This window comes from Marinomonas spartinae, assembly GCF_016461715.1.
Taxonomy (GTDB): domain Bacteria; phylum Pseudomonadota; class Gammaproteobacteria; order Pseudomonadales; family Marinomonadaceae; genus Marinomonas; species Marinomonas spartinae_A.
The window spans coordinates 28,328-49,087 of sequence record NZ_JAEMUI010000031.1 but is presented as its reverse complement, the minus strand read 5'-3'; the positions used below and the strand labels follow the sequence as shown (position 1 = coordinate 49,087).

21 protein-coding genes and 1 other RNA gene are annotated in these 20,760 nt (G+C 44.4%); 11 read left to right on the top strand and 11 right to left on the bottom strand.

Annotated features, from left to right (window positions below):
- The 4 genes from JHD45_RS20815 to JHD45_RS20800 all read right to left on the bottom strand — a co-directional run.
- Positions 1 to 309: hypothetical protein (locus JHD45_RS20815; protein WP_199478462.1), on the bottom strand; the 309-nt coding region annotated here is incomplete at its 3' end.
- Between the two features lie 233 nt (positions 310 to 542).
- On the bottom strand, positions 543 to 1,676 hold the full coding sequence (tcuB, locus tag JHD45_RS20810) for a tricarballylate utilization 4Fe-4S protein TcuB (RefSeq protein ID WP_199478461.1): 1,134 nt from the start codon (positions 1,674 to 1,676) through the stop codon (positions 543 to 545).
- Between the two features lie 42 nt (positions 1,677 to 1,718).
- On the bottom strand, positions 1,719 to 3,143 hold the full coding sequence (tcuA, locus tag JHD45_RS20805; RefSeq protein ID WP_199478460.1) for an FAD-dependent tricarballylate dehydrogenase TcuA: 1,425 nt from the start codon (positions 3,141 to 3,143) through the stop codon (positions 1,719 to 1,721).
- 127 nt (positions 3,144 to 3,270) lie between these two features.
- Complete coding sequence (locus tag JHD45_RS20800) at positions 3,271 to 4,197, bottom strand: LysR substrate-binding domain-containing protein (protein WP_199478458.1); 927 nt, start codon at positions 4,195 to 4,197, stop codon at positions 3,271 to 3,273.
- 692 nt (positions 4,198 to 4,889) lie between these two features.
- Here JHD45_RS20800 and JHD45_RS20795 point away from each other — a divergent pair.
- Complete coding sequence (locus tag JHD45_RS20795) at positions 4,890 to 5,246, top strand: hypothetical protein (protein WP_199478456.1); 357 nt, start codon at positions 4,890 to 4,892, stop codon at positions 5,244 to 5,246.
- 126 nt (positions 5,247 to 5,372) lie between these two features.
- Here the strand turns inward: JHD45_RS20795 and JHD45_RS20790 are convergent, their stop codons facing one another.
- Positions 5,373 to 6,344: an esterase gene (locus tag JHD45_RS20790; RefSeq protein ID WP_199478454.1), complete on the bottom strand. Its 972-nt coding sequence runs from the start codon at positions 6,342 to 6,344 to the stop codon at positions 5,373 to 5,375.
- Between the two features lie 12 nt (positions 6,345 to 6,356).
- Positions 6,357 to 6,692, bottom strand: coding sequence for a hypothetical protein (locus JHD45_RS20785; RefSeq protein WP_199478452.1), 336 nt, complete (start codon positions 6,690 to 6,692; stop codon positions 6,357 to 6,359).
- A gap of 186 nt (positions 6,693 to 6,878) precedes the next feature.
- Here JHD45_RS20785 and JHD45_RS20780 point away from each other — a divergent pair, with 186 nt between their 5' ends.
- Together JHD45_RS20780 and recN are read left to right on the top strand one after the other, a co-directional pair.
- Positions 6,879 to 7,823, top strand: a complete 945-nt coding sequence (locus JHD45_RS20780) for a LysR family transcriptional regulator (RefSeq protein WP_199478450.1) — start codon at positions 6,879 to 6,881, stop codon at positions 7,821 to 7,823.
- A gap of 441 nt (positions 7,824 to 8,264) precedes the next feature.
- Positions 8,265 to 9,935, top strand: coding sequence for a DNA repair protein RecN (recN, locus tag JHD45_RS20775; protein ID WP_199478448.1), 1,671 nt, complete (start codon positions 8,265 to 8,267; stop codon positions 9,933 to 9,935).
- 147 nt (positions 9,936 to 10,082) lie between these two features.
- Here the strand turns inward: recN and fur are convergent, their stop codons facing one another.
- The gene (gene fur / locus JHD45_RS20770; RefSeq protein WP_199478446.1) at positions 10,083 to 10,493 is read right to left on the bottom strand and encodes a ferric iron uptake transcriptional regulator; all 411 of its coding nucleotides are present in this window, start codon (positions 10,491 to 10,493) and stop codon (positions 10,083 to 10,085) included.
- Between the two features lie 69 nt (positions 10,494 to 10,562).
- Between fur and JHD45_RS20765 the strand changes: the two genes are divergently transcribed.
- On the top strand, positions 10,563 to 10,880 hold the full coding sequence (locus JHD45_RS20765; protein WP_199478444.1) for an outer membrane protein assembly factor BamE: 318 nt from the start codon (positions 10,563 to 10,565) through the stop codon (positions 10,878 to 10,880).
- Here the strand turns inward: JHD45_RS20765 and JHD45_RS20760 are convergent.
- The 3 genes from JHD45_RS20760 to JHD45_RS20750 are packed head-to-tail and all read right to left on the bottom strand — an operon-like array spanning position 10,877 to position 12,948.
- On the bottom strand, positions 10,877 to 11,197 hold the full coding sequence (locus tag JHD45_RS20760) for an RnfH family protein (protein ID WP_199478442.1): 321 nt from the start codon (positions 11,195 to 11,197) through the stop codon (positions 10,877 to 10,879). The two genes, JHD45_RS20765 and JHD45_RS20760, sit on opposite strands and share 4 nt — an antisense overlap.
- Positions 11,157 to 11,588 carry a type II toxin-antitoxin system RatA family toxin gene (locus JHD45_RS20755; protein WP_199478441.1) on the bottom strand — a complete coding sequence of 144 codons (432 nt, stop codon included), beginning with the start codon at positions 11,586 to 11,588 and terminating at the stop codon, positions 11,157 to 11,159. Before JHD45_RS20755 ends, JHD45_RS20760 begins: the two co-directional genes overlap by 41 nt.
- Position 11,589: 1 nt before the next feature.
- Positions 11,590 to 12,948, bottom strand: a complete 1,359-nt coding sequence (locus tag JHD45_RS20750; protein WP_199478440.1) for a sodium-dependent transporter — start codon at positions 12,946 to 12,948, stop codon at positions 11,590 to 11,592.
- Positions 12,949 to 13,152: 204 nt separating this feature from the next.
- Between JHD45_RS20750 and smpB the strand changes: the two genes are divergently transcribed.
- Positions 13,153 to 13,632, top strand: coding sequence for an SsrA-binding protein SmpB (smpB, locus tag JHD45_RS20745; RefSeq protein ID WP_067020978.1), 480 nt, complete (start codon positions 13,153 to 13,155; stop codon positions 13,630 to 13,632).
- A 116-nt stretch (positions 13,633 to 13,748) separates the two neighbouring features.
- Positions 13,749 to 14,110: a transfer-messenger RNA gene (ssrA, locus tag JHD45_RS20740) on the top strand.
- Between the two features lie 331 nt (positions 14,111 to 14,441).
- On the opposite strand, the gene JHD45_RS20735 is transcribed toward ssrA, so the two are convergent.
- Positions 14,442 to 14,894 carry a helix-turn-helix domain-containing protein gene (locus JHD45_RS20735; RefSeq protein ID WP_199478439.1) on the bottom strand — a complete coding sequence of 151 codons (453 nt, stop codon included), beginning with the start codon at positions 14,892 to 14,894 and terminating at the stop codon, positions 14,442 to 14,444.
- A 43-nt stretch (positions 14,895 to 14,937) separates the two neighbouring features.
- Between JHD45_RS20735 and JHD45_RS20730 the strand changes: the two genes are divergently transcribed.
- From JHD45_RS20730 to JHD45_RS20710, 5 genes are all read left to right on the top strand, one after another.
- Positions 14,938 to 15,153, top strand: coding sequence for a hypothetical protein (locus JHD45_RS20730; protein ID WP_199478438.1), 216 nt, complete (start codon positions 14,938 to 14,940; stop codon positions 15,151 to 15,153).
- 131 nt (positions 15,154 to 15,284) lie between these two features.
- Positions 15,285 to 15,584 (top strand): hypothetical protein, encoded by a 300-nt coding sequence (locus JHD45_RS20725; protein ID WP_199478437.1) that lies wholly within the window; start codon positions 15,285 to 15,287, stop codon positions 15,582 to 15,584.
- Between the two features lie 261 nt (positions 15,585 to 15,845).
- Positions 15,846 to 16,502: a hypothetical protein gene (locus JHD45_RS20720; protein WP_199478436.1), complete on the top strand. Its 657-nt coding sequence runs from the start codon at positions 15,846 to 15,848 to the stop codon at positions 16,500 to 16,502.
- 347 nt (positions 16,503 to 16,849) lie between these two features.
- Positions 16,850 to 17,461, top strand: a complete 612-nt coding sequence (locus tag JHD45_RS20715; protein ID WP_199478435.1) for a Yip1 family protein — start codon at positions 16,850 to 16,852, stop codon at positions 17,459 to 17,461.
- Between the two features lie 500 nt (positions 17,462 to 17,961).
- A complete protein-coding gene (locus JHD45_RS20710) occupies positions 17,962 to 20,760 on the top strand; it encodes a monovalent cation/H+ antiporter subunit A (RefSeq protein WP_199478434.1) in 2,799 nt (932 codons plus the stop codon).

Below are 20,760 nucleotides of genomic sequence, written 5' to 3'. Positions count from 1 at the left end.
GTATTTAGACCACCAGTGCATGGCATTAATGCCCATATTAGCCGTATTATTTGCTAAACCATTGGCGATGTTAGAGGCTTTGAGGAGAGAGCCAGAAGGATAGGTAAGCACTTTAATGCTACCATGGCTCATTTCTTTGATGTTTTTGGCAATGGTTTCTGCTTGATTAGCCGTAGCAGTATGCGGTGGCATATACCATGCAAACCGCACGGTTAAATCGGATGCGAAAGCACTCGTTGAAGTCAATCCTAAAATAGATATTACAGCAATAGACATGCTTAATAAAAGTTTAAGGTATTTATTTATCATGGCGAACTCCTTTTTATTATTTTCTTTTAGCTTATTGCAACAGATCATACTAAATTAATTATTAGTACCACCGAGTTTTTAATTAGAATTTGAATATCATTATTAATAATCCCATTACCTTCTATTATAAATACCACACATTTCTTAAATTACAGTTCCAGACATTTTTTATGTGCAGCATTAGTTTTTCATTACTTTTATGTACGATAATCACTGTTATTTAGTTATAGTTTTTATTGTTTGGCTTTTTTCTCTTTAAAACGCTCAAGATATGACTTGAAAAGTGCGGCACTACGATAGAAACCATGTGCGAATTTGCTGTATGGCATTGTCAGGAAGAAGGCCATGACAAAGCCAAGATGCAGCGCAAGCATGAGTGGCATCAAAGTGGTTTCTCTGACGCAAAGCAGCAATAAGCCAGTCAAGCTAATCATGAATAGCAGAACGATAAAGGCACGATCCATGGGACGCTGAGCTTGGTCCCCATGATCGGGATGTCGCTTATAGTTTAGATAAAGTAGTCCAGCAGGCCCCACCAGCAAGCCTAAACCACCGATGATTCCCAGCATGGCGGGTAAACTGAAGACAGGATATGGCGCTTCCCACCCAATATAGTGGTAAAGAGTCGCCACTGAGGTGGCTGCAAAGCAGAGCATGAAGCCATAAAAGGTCAAGTGATGGAAACGGCGACGAGATAATGTGTAGGCATCATCTTCATTATTACACCCTTGTCCATGGCCTCCATCTAAGTACTTAAGTGTTAAGGCCGCTTTACCAGCTTGTAGCATGGCAGGTAAAGGTTCTTGCTGCCGTTTCTCCTCTTTTGGCGCCACTTTTCGCCAGAAATGAACGACTCCCACTAACAATGCCAGAATAGAAAAAACAAACACTGAGCCAAACAGGGCAACTAAGGTGTTATGTGAGAATATATGGTAAAAATTTCCCTCTTCAATTTTTGTGAAGAGATTGCCTTGTATTAACAAAGTGAGAATCAGAAAAAGGCAGAGTGCCAACCCACTGGACAGGGCGAGAGTCACACCATTGCGCTGATATAGCGCGCCTAGTTTTTTGGGCCAAGCGAAGTCTATATAGGTTTGCAGACGTACTTTGGCCATAGCTCGAGGTATATTGACATCAAATTCATGTGGTGCCGCGTATTGGCAAGCATGCAAACAAGCTCCGCAGTTATGGCACAAATTGGCTAGATAATGAATATCGGCTTTATTAAACTCCAAGCGCTGTGTCATGGCAGGGAAAACAGCACAAAAGCCCTCACAGTAGCGACAGGCATTACAGATTTGCATCTGTCGGTTGACGTCTTCTTCGGCGGTGTTTAATAGCGGAATCAGGTTACTTTCGGCGCTCATGATAAATTCTCTTATTCTCTATTAGTCATGTATTCAGGCAATCTAAACGGGCTGTCTGTCCAAGCAGGATAAGGCTGCATTGCGGCCTGCGATGCGGCCAAAAGCGGTGCCAATCGACATACCAACACCTGCGGTATAACCCTTACCAAGTACGTTTCCAGCCATCATCTCCCCTGCGACAAACAAGTTTTTGCTCGGTTGATTAGCAAAACGTACGGCTGCGGTTGCATCGGTCTTGAGCCCTAGATAAGTGAACGTCACTCCCGGCCTGAGGGCATAGCCATAAAACGGTGGCGTATCGATAGGACGAGCCCAATGAGTTTTGGCAGGTGAGATTCCTTCTGTCGCACAATCATCCAATTTCGTATGATCGAAAGAACCGGAGCGACAGGCTTTATTGTAGCGTTGAAGAGTGCGCAAGAAGGTCTCGCGGGGAAGCTCTAGTTGATCAGCGAGTTGTTCTAATGAATCGGCTTTACTGCCGGGAAACACTGGTGGCATGAAGTGACCAACCGCTTTACTGTCTATGATAGAGAAACCTATTTGCTCTGGCTGTTGGGCCACTAGGCGCCCCCATATGGCATAACGCTTAGGCCAGAAATCTTCTCCCTCGTCGTAGAAACGCTCACCCTCTTTATTCACCACAACACCGAGGGATACACAGTCGATACGTGTACAGATGCCGCCATCGTATAAAGGAGCACGAGCATCAATGGCGACCATATGAGCTTGCGTTGGGTCTCCTATGCGGTCAGCGCCGAGGCTGAGCATGCGTTTGAGTAATGTTCCGGTATTGAACCGAGTACCACGAATCAAAAAGTTATCGGACGGGTATTCTCCTCGTTCATTTTGCCCCCAAGCTTCGCGTAACCAATCTCGATTGGATTCGAATCCACCAGCGGCTAACACGCAGCTTTTGGCTTCGATACGTTCCGCCGCAAAGTGAACACCATTTACTTGGCGCTCAGGAATGAGTGCGGCGACAAACCGTCCATCTTGGATTTCTAAATCTTCAACAGGGGTTTCATATCGGATTTGCACACCTAACCGCTCAGCGCTTCGATAGTAGGCGTTGACCAGAGCTTTTCCGCCCCCCATAAAAAACGCATTGGTACGTGCGACATGCAGAGCACCGGAAAGAGGCGGTTGAAAATGAACACCGTGTTGACGCATCCAATCCCGACAGGTGGACGATTCTCGGATCACCAATCGAGCCAGCTCTTCGTTGGTCTTGCCGTCTGTCACCTTCAGCAGGTCTTGCCAGAATTCTTCTTCTGGATAGGCGTCAACCAGTACATCTTGGGGGGCATCGTGCATGCACCTTAGGTTTCGGGTGTGCTGTGAGTTACCACCCCGCCACTCACGTGGTGAAGCCTCAAGCAACAAGACGCTAGCCCCCGCTTCACGAGCCATCAGGGCGGCGCACAAAGCGGCGTTACCACCGCCAATAACCAGAACATCGATCATAAGCTCTCCTATTACATGAGAAGCAGCATAGCTTTTCAGTATCGGAGAAATACTATTGTGCGAAAGCCGTCATCGACAGTGCGGTTTTGCAGGTAGGTATTTAGAAAAATTAAACCCCATTTTCATGCTAGCCGATCCAGTTTGCCCCAGACCAGATACCGCTATTCACTAAATCTTTGGTCACCTTGATAATGGTTGCACGAGCCGCCAGCGCACTTGGAGAAAGGTCATCATCTGGTAAACTGACCAGATAGTTTCGACGAATTAATTGGTTATCTTCAATGCGACGGATAGATAATCCGTTTTTACCAAAGCGAGCGGCAGCCGCTCCGGGTTGAATGGTTGCCCCAAAGCCTTGGTGAACCGTGTCCATTAGAAGCGTAAGACCATCAATTTCCATAATGATATTGGGATGAATATTATATCGCTCAAAAGCAGCCATCAAACTAGTCCGCAATCCATGTTGCCCACTTGGCATGATCAGCTTTATATCCGCTAAATTTTTGATATGTACGGGAGACAAGGCGCCAGATGCATTCAAGTCTTCTGGTGAAGAGATGAGAAATAACTCTTCATCGAGCAACGCTTTTGTACTCCAACGATGAACCGTCTCTTTATGAAATAATATTGCCAAATCTAGCTGTCGCGTATTCAGCATATTTTCTAAATGTCCAGATAGCATCTCTATTATATGAAGATGGATATGAGGATAGTTCTCTCGCATTGCGCGAATTAGAGGGAGAGCAAGAACGGTAGCCGTCGTCGGTGGCATGCCGATACTGACATAGCCACTGGTTCGCTCTTTTTGAGCCGCCATGGCTGCCTGCTCTGCTTGCCTTATGGCAAGTTGAGCATGATGCATAAATGCAATGCCTGCACTCGTCGGAAGAGCCCCCGTTGATGTCCTGTTAAGTAGCCGTGTGGATAGTTCATTTTCCAATTTTGATATTTGCTGACTTAACGCAGAAGTACCGACGTCTAACTCAAGGGCGGCCTTACCTAAACTGCCGCATTCAACGACCTTTAAAAAGTACCTAATCTGCCGAAGTTCCATCGCTCTTTCACCTTTGTTTTTATGCTTTGAAGCTTGTTTATTCCTTCTATCGTTCGGAGAAAGTTTTCTTCTCTTGCAGGATCAACAATCAACTACTTCAAAGCACTTAGAAAACGCCTATCCGCTGAACGTAAGACTTTCCAGCATATTTTTTCACCATTCGCTGCAATTGAACATGAAAACACTTTAAAGTCGACCTTTCAGCTACTTTCAGCTTTAGCAACTGAAGACAGACAATTTTACCACACTAAAGTCAACAAGTTAGAGGTAAGTCATTGGGTTTTGTCTTCGCCTCCACACCACTTACCTTCGCTCTGATTGCATTAGATTACTGACTCGGTGAAATTTTAGCGAAGACAAAACGCTGCTGTAACCCGCTACAAATGGGGGCTAAAAACACGGAAAAAATGAAATTCAAACGAATAAAAAAAATAATTTTAAATATCAATAACTTAATGGAAATAAAACTTACTAAAACATAGTGGTAAACCGTTCTGCTGATAAACGCCTACCTTTAAAAAAAGCGCAGCCTAACATTCGAGCATGCTAAAAAAATTTATAGATAAATAATCTTCTTCAGGTTATCAGACTATTTGAAGGATATGTAACCACAGTTGGTGTGGCTATAGCGCAATAAGCAATTACCAGCTAAAGTTAGATAGCATACTTCTGGTTTTGGCTAAGCAAACTGAATGCATAAAGAGAATTCAAAATTAAACGCATCACAGCTACTAACCATTCTTGATAACGCAGCGCTTTACGGCATTCACAGCGTAAAACAACTGCATTTTTTTATCGATGTAGCCATGCTCATTGAATCCCAAGCAGATCGTCCAACCTTAATGCAACTTTCTCATTCAGATGATGGATACGATCCAGAGTATAAGCGAGTTCAATCCATTTTTTTGAAACTCTCATCAGGTTCAAAAAGTCGAGATAGAGACGGCTTAGATCTCCTCTCCTTCTTGAATCAAGGCAAAAACAAACGAATAATCCTGACAAAGAAAGGCGCAGACCTATGGGAAGCTATTAAAATCTTGATTGGATAGGAATGGTAAAAATTACTGGACTTCATAAGACACTTTTTTAACTATACTCAAATGCTAATAGGCATCTAGTCAAGTAAGAAAAGTCCAGTTCCATCCAAAATCAGAAGAAAAATTTAATTCATTGACCTAACAAGACATACAGGATTGGATCCAATGATAGATGTGATGAGCAACTTCGTCAGAATTGGTATCCATCATTGGCACATGTGAATTACCATAGATTCCCAGTTTAGGGAGATCAATGACTTTTACATTACCACCAGTGCCTTTCAGCTCCGCTACGTATTGGTCAACTTGTTTCCTATACCCTTGCCAAGTAACCGATCTATCAATGTAATCTCCCCACACAAACAAATGAGGTACCTGATTGGCAAGTCCTAACTTGTCAGGTGCTGATGCAGGTTCAACAACGACCACTCCTAGAAATAGATCAGGACGTTTGGCAACAGCTTCAAGTGCAAAATTTCCGCCTTGGCTATGAGCTACTAGCCACACAGGACCTATTTTCTCTAATGCTGAGTAATATGCCTCTAATGTAATAGATGCATGATCCGTCCAGCGCGGCACAAATTGTGAACAGAAAAGGTCGAGACTATTTAACGGGAATTTTAGTCCCTCATATCCTTGACTTGGATCTGCATCACTTGAGTAGTGATCACTTTTACCGAATCTAAATAGTTCCCATGCTTCATTTCGCGTTCTGAAAATGGGGGCTGTATCGTATATTTCTGGATAAGGAGACCACCCCGCTCGCCCTCGTTCAACTGCATCACATACATATGTATCAAACCCTCTACGCAAAAAATACATTTGCCAGCCAGGTCGACCGTCTGGAGTAGTCTCCCAAGTCACTCCTGTCATCGCTCCACCATGCCAAAACATAATTGGACTATTACATTTCGGCTGAACTTGACGAACATATTGGACATAAATTTGCCCCGTCACATAGTCGCCGTTAAGATCGACTAAGCGAGCTTCCGCATTTCTTGCGACCTGTACTTTACGAGCTGGCTGCCCAGCCAGTGTAACTATTTTGCCACCTGAAAAAAAACTACCAATTTCAGCTAGATTGAGAGAATTTAACTCAGTGTTACCCATAATATTTCCCCTTCACTCAACATCACGAGCGTAAAGTGTTGTTTGATCAATTGAAAACGCGCGGATTCTAATCCCAGTTGGAGAGACCTGCCTAAATACACTGACAACTTGATCCATCGCTTCTTCTACAACAATGGATTGTCGATATTCAGTTGCCCTAAATTGCATATCTACATAAACAGGTAGAGGACTTACAAAAGTAGAACTCAAGAGCACTATCTGACATTTAGCAGGATTAGCATGCAAAACTTCTCGCATCATTCTCTCTAGCCCTTCCTGAATAAATTCCTGATTTTCTCGAATAGTTCCATCAAGCGTTTCTGCATAAAAAATTTTAATAACAGGCATACCTATCTCCTACCCATAAACTAATGCCGTGGTTAAGATACTTGCAGCAAGTAACCCAGCAAAAAAAACGTTTCATATTTATCTCTTGTTTTTATATTTATTCGATATGTCATTTAATTCTAATTTCACTAATGTATTATTAAAAATAATCTTTTATGCTAGTAGACATTATAATTGGTGATACCTATGTTTAGATCAAAAGATATCGCACTTCTGCACGACTTCGTTGCGGTATGTGAAGCTGGGAACATGACTCGAGCTGCTCAAACCTTAAATACAACTCAATCAGCTATCACTCAACGTGTGCAACGATTAGAATCAGCACTCAAAACAAAGCTCGTTAAAAGACACTCTAGGGGAATCATTCCAACTGAACAGGGGAAAATTCTTCTTCGTTACGCAGCTAGGGTAAATTCGCTTATAGAAGATGCTGTTGCCGAAATCTCAGCATGGGAAGGTTCTCCTGTTGGTGCAGTCTCCATAGGACTCCCACCATCGGTGTCGTCAGTTTTGATAAGCCCACTGATTTCAGCCGTCAAAGAGAGGCTACCAGGGGTTGAGCTAACGGTTGCAGAAGCTTTTTCTGGGTACTTAGAAGGCTGGCTTCAGAATAACGAAATCGATTTTGCTTTCCTGTTTAATCAGGTAAGAAATGACCAACTTAGCCTAACAGATATACTTTATGAAGATCTTTATTTGATCAGTAATACTGCGTTAGCAAAGGATATGCCTCGGGAACTTGAGATCAGAGATTTAGAAGGTATTCCATTTGTTGCTCCTAGTCGAAGACATGGCCTAAGGACTGAGGTTCAGAGTGAAGCGGTACGCCAAGGTGTTGAACTAAACGTTGTTCTTGAAATTGATGCTGGGCATCAGCTAATTAAGCAAATAGAGCTAGGTGTAGGTGTCGCTGTGTTAGCTCGTTCATCGGTTATGTCTGAACTAGAATCTGGAATTCTAGTAGCCAAACCAATCATAAAACCCAAATTTACTCGAACTGTATCCCTAGCTGTAATGCAGCAAAAATCGGACTCATTTCTACTCAACCGCGTCAAAGAAGTTATACTAGAAGTAGTTGGTGAATTAATTGCGTCGGAACAGTGGCTTGGAGAGAAAATTATTCACTCCTAATTGAACTTTTATGGACTCTGAAGCTGAAATTATAGACATCCAAGTGCACCAGATGCCTAGATCCATCAGTTATATTAAGAAAACTAAGATGGCAATACTAAGGCTAAATATTTTTATAGCCGAAGCGCTATCGGATAGCTGGAGATAAAATACAAAAGAGCCAAGAGTTCAGGCGTGCTTTTGGCTCTTTTAAGTTAAAAAAGTTTTAACACCTCCCTGTTTAGTCACCTTCAAATTTTGCTACCGAAGACAAAGCGCTTTAAACGCCTAAAATCAACGTTTTAGCAGCGCACAGCCGTGTTTTGTCTTCGCTCTAAAATTTCTGTCTTCGTTTTAATTTCATTAAATCATTACAAAAATTAAATCCCAGCCTACTTGTCAAAAAACAAACAAATACTGTATAAATAACCATATAAATATTTTCCTTTTGTGGAGCCGACTATGCTAACAAGCATCGCTATTTCCAATTTTGCTATTGTTGAGTCTCTTGAGTTGGAGTTTAAAAAAGGCATGACGGTGATTTCTGGCGAAACAGGTGCTGGGAAATCCATCATGGTGGATGCGTTGTCGTTGTGTTTGGGCGATAGGACCGATGCCGCCGTCGTGCGCCACGGGGAAAAGAAAGCGGATATTTCCGCAACCTTTGACATTACAGAATACCCACATGTTTATGAATGGCTGGAAGAAAGAGATTTAGAGCACGATCAACACTGTATTCTACGCCGTGTGATCAGCAAAGAAGGTCGCTCTAAAGCCTACATCAATGGTCGTCCTTGCACCCTTGGCGATTTAAAAGAGGTCGGCAGTTATTTGGTCGATATTCATGGTCAGCATGAGCATCAATCGTTATTAAAGAAAAGCGCACAGCGCAAGCAGTTAGACGAGTACGGTCAGCTTACCGAGCTTGCTAAGCAAGTGAGCCAGCAATACAGCACATGGCGCCAACTTAAAGAGGAGCTTTCTTTATTACAAAACCGCTCGGCTGAGCAGGATGCGAAAATTCAGTTATTGTCTTATCAGTCTCAAGAGCTGGAACAACTGGATTTAAAAGAAGGCGAGATCGAGGCGTTGGAAAACGAGCAGGCGTTTCTGTCGAATATCGCCGACTCCCAATACAAGGCTTATCAAGCCAGCGGGATTTTGGTGGACAGCGACGAAGGTAACGTTTGCTCTTTGCTGAACCAGGCACTCAACAGTGCTGGCCAAATTCGTCCGTCCACAAAAGCGCTAGAAGATGCGTTGGAGATGATGAACGCGGCCTTAATTCAAGCTCAAGAAGCCGCAGATAGCCTCCATCACTACCAAGACACCTTAGAACAAGACCCTGAACGACTCAGTGACATAGAACAGCGCTTGTCTGATATATATGACACGGCACGCAAGCATCGGGTATTACCTGAGGCCTTGATCGCACTACGAACGTCTGTAGACGCCGAACTTGCAACATTGCAAGGCGGAGAAGAAAGCCTTGACCATCTTAAAGAAAAAGAAGAGCGCGCTTATGAGTCACTCACCGCGCTGGCAACCACGCTGACCGAAAAACGCATTGCAGCCAAAGACAAGTTAGCCAAGCAAGTGGAAGAGCAAATACACGGCCTTGGCATGCCCCATGCGCGTTTCTTTATTGATTGTCAGCCACTAAATCAAGTGACGGCCCATGGCTTTGAAGAAATCGAATACATGATTGCCTCTAACCCAGGACAACCCGCTCAGCCACTACGTAAAGTCGCGTCAGGCGGTGAGCTGTCACGTATTAGTTTGGGGATTCAAGTCGTTACCGCCCATACGTCCATCATTCCGACACTGGTCTTTGACGAAGTCGATGTGGGGATCAGTGGTGGCATTGCCGAAGTGGTCGGTCGCATGTTGCGTTCTGTTGGACAACGCGGACAAGTTTTCTGCGTCACCCACTTAGCGCAAGTAGCAGCACAAGGCAACCAACACCTACGTGTTAGCAAAAAAGTGGCTGACGATGCGACCTCATCACAAGTTTCACAATTGAAAGATCAGGACCGTACTCAAGAAATCGCCCGTTTGTTAGGCGGCATAGAACTGACCGAGCAAACCCTTGCTCATGCAAGAGAAATGTTGGGGAACGTGCAACTGCAATAACAAAAAAGGCCCACCAGTGCAGTAATGAATACTGCCTTGGTCGGCCTTTTAATATCGAAATACACGTTTAAAAACAGCCCATTTCCACATTGTCTTACCGCACCCTCATATCCCAACCATAGACAAGCCAGAAAACGAAGGTATCGTTTATTTTTTCTTAGGGCGAACGTACATGATCAAGCTGTGATCTTCGATGTCAAAGCCATATTCTTCCGCAATTTCGTGCTGACGCTTCTCAATCACAGGGTCAACAAACTCAATGACTTTGCCCGTTTCTAGGCAAATCATATGGTCGTGATGATCCCCTTTTGCCAATTCAAACACAGCCGTGCCCGCTTCAAAGTGATGGCGCATCACCAAACCTGCGGTTTCAAATTGTGTTAATACACGGTACACCGTGGCAAGGCCCACATCTTCACCATGATCAAGCAGGGTACGGTAAACATCATCAGCACTTAAATGATGCTCTCCTGCGTTCTCTAAAATTTGTAAAATTTTGACTCTAGGCAGGGTTACTTTGAGTCCAACTTTTTTTAGTTCTTGATTTTCACTGGTCATGAGGCATTCTCTATTCGATCTTGTTAATAATTACTTTATCATTAGCACACCCGAATTAGGATGTTATCAATGAAAAAATCAATTTTAGTTATATGCGCCTTATTTTCGCTCAGCGCATGCAGTTTATTTCCACCGCCATATAAAGTGCCAGTATCGCAAGGCAACATAGTCACAAAGGATCAACTAGCCCAACTCAAAGTTGGCATGACACAGTCCCAAGTGCTTTACTTGCTTGGTACACCATTACTTCGCGATACGTTCAAACCCGATATATGGCATTACTTGTACACTACAAAATACGCAACACCGGATACACCCAAAAGTGCTGCGCCTAAGCTAACGCTCATTTTTAAAGATGGCACGTTAACAAAGATTCAAAACGACTAACTGTTTTTCGCGGCTCGGTTGGCTCTAGCTTGTTTAGGGTCAACTTTGAGTTCGCGATAAATCTCCACACGTTCCCCTTCTTTTAGTGCCTGCTCATCGGCATTACGAACCGCTTTGCCAAAAATACCCAGCTTTGCGTTCTCAATATCCAAGTCAGGAAAGAAGCTCGTGATATTTGAACGACGCACCGCCTCTCTAACGGAACACCCCTCTTCAACGTCCAAAGCAATAATTTTTTGTTTCTCTGGCAGCGCGTACGCCACCTCAACATGAATTTTATTCACCGTAGACAACCTTCGCTCGCTTACTAAACGCATCCACCATGGTGTTGGCAATCTGACTGAAAACACCACCAAAGGCAAACTTAAGCATACCGCTCAATTCAAAATCGATACTCAAGGCAATTTTACAACTTGTGGGTGACAATTCTGTAAATGACCACACCCCATGTAACTTTTTGAATGGTCCTTTCACCAACCCCATCACGATTTCATTTGGCTCATGCAAACGATTTTTCGTCGTAAAAGACTGACGAACAGGCCCTTTGCCGACTTCCAACGAAGCGACGATTTCAGTCGGTGTTTTTGAAATCAGGGTCGAATTCATACACCCCGGCAAAAACTCCGGATAACCATTAATATCATTCACCAAATCAAACATTTGCTTGCAACTGTACTCAACATGCGCAAAGCGCTCTATACGACTCAAATCAGACTCCTATCCAACCCGCAAAAGTGACCAACACCAATACAGGAATACTGACGTACTTCAAGGTGTAGTACCACCATTGGAAACACATACTTTTCTTCGCCACCATTTCGTTCTGCAGAACCGAACGGGGCAAAAACCATGCGACTAACACTGACAATAACATTGCCCCCAAAGGCAGCAAAATATGGGAGGTCAGCTTATCGAGCATCTCGAAAAAATTTAAATGGAACAGTAGCTTGCTGTCCCAATGATTAAACGACAACAAAACCACAATGCCGATCAACCAAACAAAAAACCCCAACAAAAATGCCGCCTTCATACGAGCGATATAATACTTCTCATGCAACCAAGCGACGAATAATTCCAGCATGGAAATCGCTGAGGTTAAAGCCGCAATTGTCAACAGCAGGAAGAAAAAGCCTCCCACTTCGCGACCCGCAGGCAAACTGCCAAAAATGATCGGCAAAGACACAAAGGTCAAACTCGGCCCAGATTGCACATTAATATGAAAGGCAAATGCCAATGGAAAAATGATCAGCCCCGCCAACAGAGAGACCGCCAGATCAATCAGCGCCACCGTCGAACACGCACTGGCAATCGACATACGTTTACTCATGTACGCGCCATAAGCAAACATAGCCCCCATCCCCACACTTAAGCTAAACAGCGCCTGTCCAATCGCCGCCGTCACAACTTTTAGCGTCATATCTTGCCACGACCAGCGGAATAAGAACTGAGCCGCCTCCCACGCATTGCCTTTATACAAAGCAAAACCTGCCAACATGAGCAATACCACGATCAGCACAGGCAATAAAATACGCACTAAGGCCGCTAAGCCACGCGTCACCGACTGTCCTACGACGAGCACGACCAACAGCATAAACAAAGTATGCCACAACAACATTTCTCTAGGGGAGGACAAAAGCGAGTTATACATACTCTGAGCGCCTAATTCTGAAATCCCCACAAACTGCCCAGATACCGCACGCTCAATATACGCCATTGACCAACCCGCGATCACGCTGTAAAAGGTCAAAATAAGAAACCCCGTCACCCCCGCGAGCCAAGGTACGAATACCCAAGCAGAATGAATAAGACGACGCTCGCTTAAATCGTTTACCGTATCAATCGGATTAGAACGAACTGTGCGTCCTAAGGCCACCTCGGCCATTAAAATCGGCAAACCAACCAATAACAAACAGACGCAATACACGAACAAAAACGCCCCGCCGCCGTTTTCGCCTAGTAAATAAGGAAACCGCCAAATATTCCCCAAACCCACAGCAGATCCGCTTGCCGCAAAAATAAATATCCAAGGACTTGACCATATACCTTGTAAACATCGACTTTCAGGCATAAATTTACGCTCTTGCTACATCAAAGTAGCCTAGATGAATGGACGACAGAAGTTGGCAAAATCATCAAAAAGCCAAACCGTCATGGCTAGGGAACGTCTTTGACCTCTCCCTAGTGTTTATTAAGAGCGAATTTTCTTACATTAAGACGCATACCTCAAGAAAAGCATAGGTTTTTACGTCTATCGACCGTATAATTTCCGACTATGAGTAAAGCAAAGAAAAAATCAAACAGTTCAGGAACCATTGCGCTCAACAAACGAGCCAAGCACGACTACTTCGTAGACCAAAAATTCGAAGCGGGCCTCGCCCTTGCTGGCTGGGAAGTCAAAAGTCTTCGTGAAGGCAAAGCGCAACTGGTTGACTCCTATGTCATTATCCACCAAAACGAAGCCTGGCTTATTGGTGCGCGCATTACGCCATTACTTGCCGCCTCGACTCACGTGGTATGCGAACCCTTGCGTCAAAGGAAACTGCTCCTGAATCGCAACGAAATTGATCGTATTATCCAAGTGACCGAACAAAAAGGCAAAACCTGTGCGGCCATGGCGCTCTATTGGAAAGGCAATAAAATCAAATGCGAAGTGGCCCTTGTGACAGGTAAAAAAGACCACGACAAACGCGACACAGAACGTGATCGTGATTGGGCCCGTGATAAAGAGCGCTTAATGAAACACAGTGTCTAACCATAATGACGAATCGAATGAGGTGGAAATGCGTTATAAAGGCCACTTTAAATACGCAGATTCCCTCTCCCCCCTAGCCGTGGGGAACGGTTTCAGTTAGAATGGCGTCAACTTTAGGGGGTGACATGGTTTCGACGCCGGTTGCAAACCCTGAGGTGCATGTCGAGAGTGATACGTGATCTCGTAAATCCCCCGTATCAATTTAATAGTCGCAAACGACAAAAACTACGCTTTAGCAGCCTAAACCCCTGCTAGTGTGCTGCCCTCAGGTTGCTTGTAGCCCGAGATTCCGCAGTATCATAAACTACAAGATGCTAACCGATGCCCCGCCTAGGGATAAGGTTCTAAGATCAAGTAGGCTCGCCATAAACACCCTGTCCTTCGGGCGGTTTGTGGTCAAATAATAGAAGCGACTAAACATGTAGAGCCGATGGCAGAGGACTGGCGGACGGGGGTTCGATCCCCCCCACCTCCACCACTTAAGTGGTTGTGTTTAAAAGGGTTTGCACTTTTTAAACTCAACTGGCACACAAACGACTCACTGCTTGTGAGTCAATAAAAAAGCTACCTTCGGGTGGCTTTTTTATTGCTCTGAAAAATTTAAAGCTATCTTTTTTGAGGTGGTATCTTCTATCGCTCAGCAATCACCAACAGCTTGCTTTCTAAGGCGCTTACCGTCTCGTAAGAAGTAGCTGAGTATGTCGTCCCATAGTTTTATAATTCGCTTCAAAGCAAAAGCAGTTGGTTGATTCAGTTTAGAAGATAAGAATTTTTGGGATGGGAGGCTAAAACACCTTTTAGAAGGTGTTTTAGCTTTCGTCAGGTACGCTTTTAAGGTGTTGTTGGTACTGTGCGATGTTGAGTTTGACTTGTGTTTCCAACCAGGCTTTTTCGTCGTCATCAGCATTTATCATAAAGTCGCGAACCAATGTCATGATACGTTCAAAGCGTGGGTCACTGCCGTATTCGCCATTCGGCTCGCGCACAGCTGAGTCATCAGCAGGCGCGAACATTTGCCCTTTTCCGCTGAGCAACCAATCAATCGAAACACCATATTTTGCGTGGATTTCACGCAGTAGTTTCGCACCTAATGGTTTTTTTTCATAAATACTGTTTGTGATCGTTCTTACTGTTACGCCTGTATCTTTTTGAATATCCTCAGGTTTTAAATTTAACTCGGCCAGAAGCAATTGAAACCGATAGATTTCACCTTCTTTTTTCTTTCCTATCCATTTTTTAGGTGTTAAAATTTGCTTTGTCATTGTTTGACCTCATTTGAAACCAAAGTATATCAGGAGAAAGAGGATGCAAGAACCAGCAACGAAACGAGTGCTACAAAAAAGACAAAATCGCGTCTCCGAACAAATCAGTTTTCGTCACAGTGAATCGGTGAAAACCAAGCTTATGGAGCTTTCGTTAGAAGAGAACCTTGGCATTGCAGAGATCGCTCGCCAGATCTTTAATGAGGGGTTAAAAGCCCGTTACGGCGTCATCGTACGCGGGAACCAGATAATCGAATAAAACCTCCCGACAGGATCGTCTAAAACATCGACTCAAACTGCCGAATACAATAAGGTTAGGGCCTGAATACACCTGTAATGATGAAGGACTCTAGAAGGCTAACAACCTTAATACAATGAAAGGACACAAAAATGGATACGTTAGGAATACAACGCCTCGCCGAGTACGCTCTTGGACTCACACCGGATCAGACTGATGCTCTGATCGATAATGGCGAAGATTATGACACACCGCTCAAAGAACGCTTTGGTATTGACTTAGAAACCTTTGGCAAAGTCGCCAATGCCCTTATTTCACTTACTCCGATGATTGAAGAACCTGACTCTCACCGACTGATACACGCCTTTGTGACATTTCAAAATGGCTGTGGCACCATCATTACGAAACAGCCGATCAGTCCTATGCAGGCTCTTGACGAAGAAGTATCCTAGCAACCAACGCCAAACACTAGGGGATTGCGCTGCGCCTGGGCGTATCCATATAAATGAGAACAGAGTATGGCGCAGCGTCACGACCGATATGACCTCTTTGGGTGTTATACAATCACCATTATTTTGACAATAATCAGTCATCTACTTTCAATAATCAGTCATAACATTGTAAGAGGGTAACTATTACTCGGCTTTGTGGCTGAATTATGCTCTCATAAAACAGTGGCGAATCGAAATAACGACTTTATAGAGGATGTAAATGTGAGATTGTTTATCACTACGGTTTTGCTCAGTGTCTTGCTGGCAGGCTGCTCCACTTCTGAGCTCATGCAAGGTCATCATGTGAGCAATGTTGACCCCGACGTACGCATTGCCAAAACCGCTAAAATCAAAATTCAAGGAAGCCCAAAAGGCGATGAGTTGACCAATAAGCGCTATATTCCCAATGTAATCGCCTCTTTCAACGCACTGGGCTATAAAAACGTTTCTACGGACTACAAGCACCCCGATTATATTTTAACCATCAATTTCCACTCGTCTGAGAAGAAGAAGGATCTGTCTGTCCCCATTTTTAATGATGTCAATGATGGTTACTACACAACCTGTAGCAAACCCAAAGGGACCAATCAGGAAGTCAACTGCGTCAGGACCGAACGAACCGTCACCCGTGTGACGGGCTACCGAACAGTCACGGCAATGGTCAGCGTTTATACTTTTGATTTTAATATCAAAGATAACAAAGGCGCACCTGTACTGGTCTCTAGTAGCTCACTAGAAAATGAAACCTGCTCAAAATGGAAGGTGTTTGCCTTTTTAGCCAAAGAGGCAGTGGCAAAAACCAGTTTTACCAATCCGATGGACCAGGGTTTTACGGTTAAAATGCCAGAAAACTACCAATGTAAGGCGGATGACAACTAAAAGTCCGGCCCGCTTTCATTCATCTAGAGCCGATGTTAATTTTATACATTGGCTCTAGAGCGCATTTTTCTATGCTTCTTTTGCACTTCCCTTCTAAATATAAGCCTTATTTATAGCTCATTGATTTAAATAAAGTTTGCCTTTTTTGTGCATTTTTTAATCACATTGAGCAGTTAAGGACGCACTTTTTATAAAAAAACGGTATGACCCAACGCTGCCGTACGCTCGTAGACATCTATACTGTGTAATAGAACACGCGAAAAGCTGAGCTGTGGTTCCGTGTCAAACAGTGTCGATACATTGTTTCCAAATTCAATTGTTTTTTTGAAAAACACGAGGGGAAATCTATGATCAATCACGTTTGGGGTTTAATTCATCATCCAGAAAAAGAATGGCGAAGCATTAACAAAGAACATGAAAGTGTCAGCCATTTATATTTACACCATGTACTACTATTGGCAGCCATACCTGTGGTGAGCACGTTTATTGGTACCACTCAGTTTGGCTGGACATTTGGTGGTAACGATACCATCAAGGTTTCTATGCTCAATGGTTTAAGTCTCGGTGTCCTGTTCTATTTTCTTATTTTAGCGGCGGTGGCCGTTGTGGGCAGTCTTATTCATAGGATGGCGAGGCAATATCCGAGTCGACCTAGTCGCCATGAGTGCATTGTCTTTGCTGGCTACATTGCGACACCGCTATTTTTAAGTGGGATTTTCGCGGTTTATCCGATTATTTGGCTATGTACCCTCGCCTGTGTGGTGGGCATTTGCTATACAGCTTACTTACTATACAAAGGGACTCCCAGTTTCTTGGGCATCAGCCATGAAAATGGTTTTATTCTTTCCAGCACAACGTTAGGCGTTGGTATTTTGGTGTTAGAAGCTGTATTAGCGGGTATTGTACTCTTGTGGAGCATGGGCTCGGAGCACAGTGTGGTTTGGTATTTCTTTCAATAATGCGTCCGCTTTTCCATAACACCATGTAATGACATCACTAAATAATCACTCACTAAAAAGAAAAAGCGCTTTTCAGCTCCTCCTGAGAAGCGCTTTTTACTAGCTGTTCTTTTTTTCTATCCGCTCTTATCGCACGTCATTTCAACGTTACCAGCGTTATCCTCTTCTCGAGATTGGGAAGCGTTTACGTTATGTAACAGTCCTGCCGCTTTCTTTGATAGATAATAGTTCATAAGACATCGCCATCTATAGAGATTAGCTGGCGGCGGCACATTAACAACAAGGTGCTGGGAGAGCGTATTTTCTCGACTCTCAACACTTTATCGGTCATTAGCCATTTTTATATTGGATAGGCGTTTTAATCATGAATATGACCGATAACTAGCCGCCGTAGTTTGGCTTCGATATAGTACGACCATGCATTTTATAGAAACGAGAATCATTATGTTGCTTATGGATTACTCCCTTTACTACCGTCACGTTTATAAAGGTGTTGAACAGTGAAGTCTTTAATCTGGTTACCTTTTTTGCCTTTACTTGGCACCTTGATTCCACTTATTACGTCGCGACTTAGCCGTACCGCCTGTGCGTTTTTAACCGCCGTTTTGCCAGCCTTAACCTTGTTTTTGGTGCTGTCACATACCGAGGCAATTTTTCATGGGGAACGTTTTTTTGCGTCCATCCCTTGGGTGCCCGCCATTGGTTTACAACTGGCCTTCCGACTAGATGGTTTGGCTCTGTTGTTTTCCATTTTGATTTTAGGCATTGGTCTGCTGGTTATCCTGTACGCGCGTTACTATTTGTCGGCGAAGGATTCCATCGGCAAATTTTACGCCTACCTCATCCTCTTTATGTTTGCCATGCTAGGAGTGGTGCTATCGGATAATTTGATCCAGCTCTGGTTCTTTTGGGAATTAACCAGTATCAGCTCGTTCTTGCTGATCAGCTTCTGGGGAGACAAATCCGAGGCTCGTAAAGGGGCTCGCATGGCGTTGACGGTGACGGGAGCAGGCGGTTTGGCCTTACTGGCGGGGCTGATCTTGCTCGGTCATACAGTCGGTAGCTACAGCTTACAAACGGTATTAAACAGCGGCGATATGATTAAAGCCAGCTCGGCCTACCCCATTATTCTAGTTTTAGTGCTGCTAGGGGCCTTTACCAAATCGGCCCAGTTTCCTTTTCATTTTTGGCTACCAAATGCCATGGCGGCCCCTACGCCAGTCAGTGCTTACTTACACTCGGCCACCATGGTAAAAGCTGGTATTTTCTTGATGGCACGTTTTTATCCCGCGCTTGCCGATACCGATTTGTGGTTTATGTTGGTCAGTTTAACGGGCTTGGCGACCTTCTTAACAGGCGCCTACATCGCTTTATTTCAGCACGATTTAAAAGGCTTGCTGGCCTACTCTACCATCAGTCATTTAGGATTAATGACGCTTTTATTGGGCATGGGAACGGATTTAGCTGCCGTAGCGGCACTTTTCCATGTGATTAACCATGCCATTTTTAAAGCTTCTTTGTTTATGGCGGCGGGCATCATCGATCACGAATCTGGCTCACGTGATATGCGCCAACTCAATGGTTTGTGGAAGTTTATGCCTTATACGGCAACACTGGCCATGGTCGCATCGGCATCCATGGCTGGGGTTCCTTTGATGAATGGCTTTTTATCTAAAGAGATGTTTTTTACTGAGACCTTGCACCAAGCATCGTTAGGCTCTTTATCTTGGATGGTCCCTGTATTAGCCACGCTCGGCGGAATATTTTCTGTCGCTTACTCCATGCGCTTTATTCACGATGTCTTTTTTAACGGCAACCCCATTAATTTGCCTAAAACGCCCCATGAACCCCCTCGTTATATGAGAGTACCAGTGGAGATTTTAGTCGCCTTGTGTTTACTCGTGGGGATTTTCCCAAGTGTGATGGTCGGGAACTTGCTCTATGCTGCGGCGTCTGCGACGCTCAATGGCTCTGTCCCCAGTTACAGTTTAGCGATTTGGCATGGTGTCAATTTCCCTTTACTCATGAGTATTATCGCGATGTGCGGTGGGTTGATTGTTTATGCAAATCGCCAGCACCTTTTCAAGTTCCAAGCACAGTTCCCTACTAGCGACCCTAAACTGGTGTTTGAAAGCGTTATCCAGTCTATTAACCAACGGGCGAGTCAGTTTATTGCGCTCACTGAAAATGGTTCATTACAGCGTTACGCGTTTTTGACCTTGTTATTAGCCGTGGTGATGACCACCATTCCGCTGATGAGGTTGAATGCAACGGCAGGACTGCGCCCTGAAATTCCCGTCGATGCGTTATCCATTACGGCAGCGGTTCTATTGTGTTTATCTGGTTTAGCAACGGTTATTTGGCATCGACGTCGCTTGCTCTCTCTATTGACCCTATCGGTAGTGGGATTGATCGTGTCATTGGCTTTTGCAAAATTCTCAGCCCCCGATTTGGCATTGACTCAGTTGTCTGTAGAAGTTGTCACCGTGATTTTGCTGATCCTAGCACTCTTCTTCTTACCGCAAAAAACGCCCAAAGAGTCTTCTCCACGCCGTGTGGTTCGTGATTTAAGTCTAGCGGCCTTTGTCGGTGGTACCGTCGGCACCATTTGTTATGCCTTGATGACGCGTCCGCTGGACACCATTTCGACCTTTTTTACCGAAAACAGTAAAACTGGCGGCGGTGGCACGAACGTGGTGAACGTCATCTTAGTGGACTTCCGTGGCTTTGATACCTTGGGAGAAATTACGGTACTGGGCATTGCGGCACTGGGTATTTATAAACTCATCGCCAGAATGCGACTTTATATGCCATCAGGAGATTATCAAGGCCGCCCCTGGGCGGAAGACAAGCACCCCATACTGTTGGCGGTCATTTCTCAAAGCTTGCTGCCATTGGCCTTGTTGGTCTCCGCTTACATTTTCTTGCGGGGTCACAATTTACCAGGCGGTGGCTTTATCGCGGGCCTGATCACATCGGTGGCCATTATTCAACAATATGTAGCCCACGGTGTGGAGTGGGTAAAAACACGTATCAAGCTGGATTATCAGATCATGATCGGCAGTGGTATTGCCATTGCGACCCTCAGTGGCTTAGGTAGCTGGTTGTTTAATCGGCCCTTCCTCACCACGTGGTTTGATTATTTCTCCTTACCACTCATTGGTAAGTTCGAACTGGCCAGCGCCATGGTATTTGACCTTGGTGTGTACCTCACCGTGGTGGGAGCCACCATGCTGATCTTGGCAAATTTAGGTAAGTTGACCACTAGCGAGCGCCCTACTCAACAGGAGCATGAATAA